This is a genomic window from Desulfosalsimonas sp., from assembly GCF_046483245.1.
Lineage (GTDB): Bacteria > Desulfobacterota > Desulfobacteria > Desulfobacterales > Desulfosalsimonadaceae > Desulfosalsimonas.
The window spans coordinates 22,210-29,281 of record NZ_JAWODO010000035.1 but is presented as its reverse complement, the minus strand read 5'-3'; the positions used below and the strand labels follow the sequence as shown (position 1 = coordinate 29,281).

The window sequence follows — 7,072 nt, the reverse complement described above, 5'->3', positions numbered from 1 at the left end:
CCTTGCGGTAAAACTGCTCACCGTTTACCTCGATTTCCTCTGCCAGCTTGAAAATATCGTCCGCGCTAAAATCAAATGCAGCCATTATTTCCTCCATCCAACTTGTTATACGTTCTTTAAAAAATTTCTAGAAACAACCGATATCAAAACAAATATGGAAATAATTTTCTGATTTTACTTAATACTCAATTACTTAAAACTGGTGTAAAAAGACTTTTACCGACTCATTAAAAATAATGCCTGTGCTGTTTTTTCGCCAGCCCAATCCCACCGGGGGACGCCCGGATTTTGCAGATACCGGATTTTCGATGAATTTCACCGGCATCTTCTTTAATAAAACCTTAGCATATCACCACATTCGCCTGAGTCAAGCAAATGTCTCAATTTACAGCAATTCCCGGTGAAAATATACCGGCTCACCGGCGTATATCATCAGGGGCTGAAAAAACGCAGTCGGGTTCAAAGTGAATGCCGGACAAGCCGCAGCGACCTTATCCGCATGATACTCACCTGCAATATCCCGGTTTACGGAGCCGGGAGAAGCAAAGGACTTAGTCTCTACGTGTTGACATTATAACACGACTTTTTACGAAACCATCAAAGGTATTCAGGAACTTTTGATATTCTCCTTTAACTGTGCGATCTGCAGACCAAGGCCGATGCATTGTTTTCCCTGCATACAGGTTTCGGCATCTTCCGGCTCAAGGTGGGTTTTCAACTCATGCTGATCTTTTTTCAAATCCACGATCCAGGCTTTTTTTTCATTGTCATAATCCACGTCCACATTAATTCCGCACTCGCCTATATCCGGATATATATCCTTGATCTTTTGGCAGAGTTCCTCCTTGTCATACATTGGGCTCCTCCTTTTTTTGGAATTGCATTGCGTTTATACCGGGCTCCTGCCCTGTCTGCATTTCAAAGGTACGTCCGGAGCCTTAAACTGTCAAATACGCCCGGACAACAAGTAATATACAAACCAAAAAAAATCCGTATTCCCGGATTTTTACTTTTTCGGGCTTTATACCCCATTGACAATCCGGGATTTTTTTTAATTTCCTTGCTTTTTATATAAAAAGGGTTATTGTATAAACAATCAAGTCAGCTTTGCCTGCATTTGGCAGGGCGATTTTCTCTGAAGGAACCATCCATTTTTTAAATGCATTCATCCTCCAGGTTAAATCTTGAGAATTTTTTGAAAGGAGGATGCGATCATGGCAAATGGAACTGTTAAATGGTTTAATGACCAAAAAGGCTTCGGTTTTATCGAGCAAGAAAAAGGCCCGGATGTGTTTGTTCATTATTCAGGAATCAACGCAACCGGCTTTAAAAGCCTGAGCGAAGGTGACAGGGTAGCCTTTGACATAGAGCAGGGTCAAAAGGGGCCTGCGGCTATAAATGTTACTGTGAATTAATATTCTGCTACTCTACAAAAAAGGCATTCCTTCTCATAAGGAAGGGATGCCTTTTTTATCTAAATTCAGCTTCACAATTCCCGCCCTCACGGCTCAAAAGAATGATCATATCTCAATTTATTGATTGTTCCAACACCCCCGGCAACCCCCAAAGGAGATTGCAAAATGGCGAGATCAAACTATAAATCTAACAAACGGCAGAAGGAACTGGCAAAGAAGGAAAAAAAGGAACTCAAGAAACAGCGCAAGATGGATAAAAAAGCTGAAAAAGTAGAAAACCCGCAGGACAATGGCCCGGAAATCGTGGAAGATCCTGAATCAATATAAAATTATTATTTCAGTTTAAAAAGTTTAAGTTTGATGGTTTCGTAAAAAGTCGATTTCCCGGACAAAGAAATCAAATTATAGGCCCAGGAATTGTTCCAGGGCATTTTTAAGTACACTCCCAATTAAGAGGATTTATGAATTTTAAAGCATTCAAGTTTCATCCCGCCGTCGCGGCGGGCGTAACCGCAGCAGGTTATACTGACCCGACCCTTATCCAGTCCAGGGCGATCCCGCCGGTAAAGCCTTTGGAGATGCGCCCATAATCGAGGTCTCCGGCCGCATGTATCCGGTGGAGGTGCGCTGGCTGCCCCCGGAGGATACCGGCGGTGAGGCAGGCGAATATTCTTACGTGGATGCGGCTGCCGCGGCCATGGACCGCATTGAATAGGAGTCTGCCTTTGGCGATGTCCTGATCTTCATGCCCACGGAACGCGATATCCGCGAGACATGCGAGATCCTTGAGGGCAGAAGATACAAAAACGCCGTGATCCTGCCCCTGTATGCCCGGCTTGCCGCAACCGACCAGGTACGGGTATTTCAGCCGGCCCGGGGGAGAAAAATCGTGGTGGCCACCAACGTGGCTGAAACCTCCATTACCATCCCGGGCATCAAGTACGTCATTGACACGGGCCTGGCCCGGGTCTCGCACTATCATCCCGGCACCCGCACCACCGCCCTTCCGGTTTCCCCGATATCGCAGAGCAGCGCAGACCAGCGCATGGGCAGATGCGGCCGGGTGCAAAACGGAGTCTGCATCCGGCTTTATTCCGAAGAGGACTACCTGTCCCGGCCTGTATACACCTTGCCCGAAATCCTGCGGGCCAACCTGGCAGAGGTGATTTTGCGCATGATTTCCCTGCGCCTGGGTGCGATCCGGGATTTTCCCTTTGTGGACGCCCCCCCGCAGAAACAGATCAGAGACGGATTTGATATCCTGGATGAACTCGGAGCTGTTGAAAAGCTGGCCAAGGGGAAAAAAGGGCCTGCCAAAATGCCCCGCCTGACCCAAAAGGGCCGGATCATGGCCAAAATGCCCCTGGATCCAAGGCTTTCGCGGATGCTTATCGAGGCGGACCAAAACCAATGCCTGGGCCCGGTCACAGTGGTGGCCGCAGCCCTTTCCGTGATCGATCCCCGGGAGCGGCCCGAGGGCAAGGAGGCCCAGGCCGATCAGGCACGGGCGCCTTTTGTGGATCGGGCCTCGGATTTTATCACCCTCTACAACCTGTTTTGCGCCTGTACCCAAAACAGTGAAAACATCCGACCGAAAGTCCGGGCCGGCGAACTCAAGCGCTTTTGCCGGGATTATTTTCTTTCATTTAAACGCATGCGCGAATGGTTTGATGTCTATGACCAGATGGTGGACCTGCTGGCCGAATCCGGGCTCCAGGTCCGGCCCCTGTCCGGTTCCGGGCCCGAAAACCAGGAAAAAAAGACTGGGGCCAAAAAGGGGCAGCCGGATTTTTCCGATTTGTACACCGCGGTTCACAAATCCGTGACCAGCGGTTTTTTGTCCAATATTGCCCGGCGCAGGGAAAAAAACCTTTACTGGGCCGCCCGGCAGCAGGAGGTGATGATTTTTCCGGGCTCAGGGCTGTTTAACAAGGCCGGTGAGTGGATCGTGGCCGCAGAGATCGTGGAAACCACCCGGAAATTTGCCAGAACCTGTGCCAATATCGATCCGGCCTGGCTCGAAGCCCTGGGCGGGGCCAGGTGCAAATACACCCATCTTAACCCCAGGTGGGAGAAAAAGCGCGAAGCCGTGATGGCAGACGAGCAGGTCAGCCTCTACGGGCTCATCATTGTTTCGGCCAGGCCCGTGTTATACGGCAGAATCGATCCGGATGCCGCAGAAGAGATCTTTGTCCGAAACGCCCTGATTGAAGGCGATGTGCACACGGTTTTGCCCTTTATGACCCATAACTGGTCTTTGGCCGAGCAGATCCGGGACCGGGAAAACCGCATCCGCCGACGGGAGCTGCTGGCAGGAGAGGCCGAGATGATGGCGTTTTACAAAGATCGGCTTTCCGGGGTTTGTGACATGCGCACCCTGAAAAAAAAGATCCGGGATGCGGGTTCGGACGATTTTTTGAAAATGTCTGAACAGGATCTTATGGCCGCTGATGCAGACACAGACGAGCTGGCCCTGTACCCGGACCAGATCCGGCTGGGGGGGCAGCGGTTTGTTTGTGAATATGCGTTTAATCCGGGGAGGGATGATGACGGGGTCACCATCCGGGTGCCGGCCTCGGCCGCCGGCCGGGTGCCGAAACAAAGCACGGACTGGGTGGTGCCCGGCCTGCTGGAGGAAAAAATCACCGCCCTGATCCGCAACCTGCCCAAAAAATGGCGCAGGCAGCTGGTGCCGGTTTCTGAAACGGTTTCGCGGATCATGAGCGAGATGCCCATGTATCGCGATTCCCTTGCCGGCAGTCTGAGCCGGTTTATTCATGAGACTTTTCATGTGGATATTCCGGCAAACGCATGGAGCGAGGCTGAGTTGCCCGATCATCTCCGACTCCGGTTTTCCCTGGTGGATCCGGAGGGAAAGGAGCTGGCCGCCGGCCGGGACCGGTCTGTTTTGACTCGGGGTGCGGCAAAAGAGGGGCTTTCCGATGACCTGCAGGAGGAAAGGCAAAAATGGGAAAAGCAGGGCCTCACGGACTGGGATCTGCCGGATCTGCCCGAAACCGTTTCCGTGTCCGGCGCCGGCGGGCAGGCATGGCCGGTGTATCCGGCCCTGGTGCCCGGGGAAAACGGGGGGGATCTGCGGCTGCTCGACAACCGCAGTCAGGCCGAAGAAACCCATAAAAACGGGGTGGCCTGCCTGTATGCCCATTATTTTGCCAAATCCTTCAAGCATTTGCGCCGCAGCATGAGCCTGCCGGCTTCGGCAAAACCCATGGCGGTGTATTTCGGGGGAGCTGACGCGGTGGCCGATCAGATGGTGCACAGGGTCCAAACCGAGCTGTTTGCCGTCAATATCCGGACCCGGGCGCAATTTTACGACCACGGGGAGAAAAACATCAACCGGATCATGGAAAGGGGCATGGAGATTCAAAAGGCCGTGCTCCGGGTGCTTGAGGCCCATCACAAAACCCGGCAGCAGATCCACGGCTTTGAAACCCGGCATTCCAAGGCCGGCCCGGCCCCCGGGCTTCTGGCCCAGATCCGCACCCGGATTTCGCAATTGGTGCCGGAAAATTTCATTGAACTCTATGATACAGAGCGCATGGCCCATCTTCCAAGATACCTGGAGGCTTTGGGCTTAAGGGCCGAGCGGGGGATCAATGATCCGGACAAGGAAAAGGCAAAGGCCGCGCGCCTGGCTGCGTTCGAGGAGTTTCTCTCCGAGCTGATCCGGTCTTTGGATGAATCGGCATCCGCGGAAAAACGCCGACAGGTGGAAGCCTTTTTCTGGATGATCCAGGAATTTGCGGTATCTTTGTTTGCCCAGGAATTAAAAACCGCAGTCCCGGTCTCAGAAAAGCGGCTAAAGCAGATGTATCAGGAAATCAAGAGAATGACCTAGGAAATAAGCCCTGCAGACGGATCCTGGATCAGGTTTCGGTACCAGGCGGCTTGTTTGTGTTTCCCCCGTTTTTCGCATCCCTGGGCATAAATCCGGCATTTTTTCGAAAGTGCGGCTGCAGCGGCCCGGTATTGTCCGGGGCTGAGCCGGCCCGAGGCCATGACATGGCAGATGGCGGCAATCCGGTAGCGGTCCAGCCCGGGCCGGGCTGACAATTGATCGGCATGTCCGCCCTGCCTGACGATCAAGGGCGTGGGAATCAGGCCCACGGGTTCAGTGCAGGTGATTTTGAGCCACAGATCATAGTCCTCGCATGCAGGCAGGGCCTCGTTAAATCCCCCGTGCTGCTCAAACAGGGATCTGTGCAGCATGACCGCAGAGGGGCTGATCAGGCAGAGCCAAAGGGATGGCTCAAAAATATGGCCTTGCTGCTTTTGATGACGCCGGCCCGGGTTCACGCGCTTTTTTTTGCGGATCCAGTATTCTTCTGTCTGGCAGATGCGCATCTGCGGATTTTCGGCAAACCAGGCCATCTGCCGGGACAGTTTTCCGGAAAGCCAGTAGTCATCAGAGTCCAGAAACGCGATCCATTCGGCTGCCGCCGCGCGCACGCCGCGGTTTCGCGCGGCACTCACCCCGGCATTTTCCTGGTGGATGACACGGATGCGCTCTCCATAGGCCGAAAGAATCCGGGCCGTGTCGTCAGTTGAGCCGTCATCAACTACTATGAGTTCAAAGGGTGCATACTTTTGTGCCAGCACCGAGTCCACGGCATCCGCGATAAAGTCCTGCCGGTTGTAAACCGGTATGATAACTGAAACAAGGGGGTTTTGCCTCCCATTGTCCATCATCGGGTATAAACAATGCCTCCGTATCCCACAAAAGTGCTGCCGGGATTTTTTTCATAACTGGAGCTGTAGCCCACCAAGTGCCCGGTGGTGGCCCCAAGGGTTTTTGACGCGGTAATGGCCGCGGCCGCTGCTCCGGCACAGCAGGCGTTCTGGTTGGAAAGCCCTTCTTGTATCACTGCCGGGCCGTCCATTTCCAGCATTTTGTCAATGACCCGACGGTCGTTTTGGGTCTTCACCCATTGATAGGCATCCGGTCCGGTGCCCGCAGGGGTGAAGTTGAACCCGGGTCCGTAATGGGTCAGATCCGTTGATCCGATCACTTTTGCTGAAAGATTGAGTTCCGCGGCCTTGTTTCCCGCAAACCGGCCCAGCTCCAGGGCGGTTTGGGAAGGGGGCGCCCCGATTGTGACAACTCTGGAATCAGGGAAAAAATGTTTCACAAAGGGCAGCTGGAGTTCAATGGTGTTTTCCGGCACAAAATTGTCCGGGGTCTCAATTGCACAGGAAAATTGATCGGCCACGGCTTCTGCCAGCTGCTCCTGGATTTCAATATCGCCCAGGGGCGTCTGCCATGCGCCCTGGGTCATCATAACGGGCTGCGTTCCGGGCGGCAGGTGCATGCCGAAGACGATTACCACGTCCGGGTCCGGCTCTGCCGTATCGCCCCGCACATGGGCAATGACCCGGCAGGCCAGGTCCCCGGAAAAAGCCCAGCCGGCATGGGGTACGATGCCGCCGGCCGCGGCACCGGCAATTTCTGCGGCAAAGCGGTTTTGTTCCAGAAACGACCGGATCATGCGCTTGCATTCATGAGCATCCCCGGGATACCAGGAGCCGGCAAACGCGGGTTTTCGCGTACGCATAATGGGCCCACCTCCTTATAAGGCTGATTTTTTTCTCTGTGGATCAGGGCGCTTTGATTGTGTCTGTGTCTTGCCTGTATTCTG

Annotated in this window: 6 protein-coding genes; 3 read left to right on the top strand and 3 right to left on the bottom strand. The window is 53.5% G+C overall.

The window, feature by feature from the left end:
• Positions 1 to 607 precede the first annotated feature (607 nt).
• Entirely contained in the window at positions 608 to 856 is a 249-nt protein-coding gene (locus tag R6U41_RS03480; RefSeq protein WP_410268441.1) for a hypothetical protein, read from the bottom strand.
• Positions 857 to 1,214: 358 nt separating this feature from the next.
• Here R6U41_RS03480 and R6U41_RS03475 point away from each other — a divergent pair, with 358 nt between their 5' ends.
• The 3 genes from R6U41_RS03475 (at position 1,215) to hrpA (ending at position 5,274) form a co-directional block, all read left to right on the top strand.
• Positions 1,215 to 1,415: a cold-shock protein gene (locus R6U41_RS03475; RefSeq protein WP_410268440.1), complete on the top strand. Its 201-nt coding sequence runs from the start codon at positions 1,215 to 1,217 to the stop codon at positions 1,413 to 1,415.
• 165 nt (positions 1,416 to 1,580) lie between these two features.
• Complete coding sequence (locus R6U41_RS03470) at positions 1,581 to 1,742, top strand: hypothetical protein (RefSeq protein WP_410268439.1); 162 nt, start codon at positions 1,581 to 1,583, stop codon at positions 1,740 to 1,742.
• Positions 1,743 to 2,151: 409 nt separating this feature from the next.
• Positions 2,152 to 5,274, top strand: a complete 3,123-nt coding sequence (gene hrpA, locus R6U41_RS03465) for an ATP-dependent RNA helicase HrpA (RefSeq protein ID WP_410268443.1) — start codon at positions 2,152 to 2,154, stop codon at positions 5,272 to 5,274.
• Here hrpA and R6U41_RS03460 read toward each other — a convergent pair.
• Entirely contained in the window at positions 5,271 to 6,125 is an 855-nt protein-coding gene (locus tag R6U41_RS03460) for a glycosyltransferase family 2 protein (protein WP_410268438.1), read from the bottom strand. The two genes, hrpA and R6U41_RS03460, sit on opposite strands and share 4 nt — an antisense overlap.
• Positions 6,122 to 6,988 (bottom strand): AmmeMemoRadiSam system protein B, encoded by an 867-nt coding sequence (gene amrB, locus R6U41_RS03455; protein WP_410268437.1) that lies wholly within the window; start codon positions 6,986 to 6,988, stop codon positions 6,122 to 6,124. The genes R6U41_RS03460 and amrB overlap by 4 nt, the downstream gene beginning before the upstream one ends.
• Positions 6,989 to 7,072: the final 84 nt, after the last annotated feature.

Bases quoted from the DNA above. Each gene is read 5' to 3' on its own strand.
- R6U41_RS03480 (WP_410268441.1), bottom strand. From the start codon at position 856: ATGTATGACAAGGAGGAACTCTGCCAAAAGATCAAGGATATATATCCG.
- R6U41_RS03475 (WP_410268440.1), top strand. From the start codon at position 1,215: ATGGCAAATGGAACTGTTAAATGGTTTAATGACCAAAAAGGCTTCGGT.
- R6U41_RS03470 (WP_410268439.1), top strand. From the start codon at position 1,581: ATGGCGAGATCAAACTATAAATCTAACAAACGGCAGAAGGAACTGGCA.
- R6U41_RS03460 (WP_410268438.1), bottom strand. From the start codon at position 6,125: ATGATGGACAATGGGAGGCAAAACCCCCTTGTTTCAGTTATCATACCG.
- amrB (WP_410268437.1), bottom strand. From the start codon at position 6,988: ATGCGTACGCGAAAACCCGCGTTTGCCGGCTCCTGGTATCCCGGGGAT.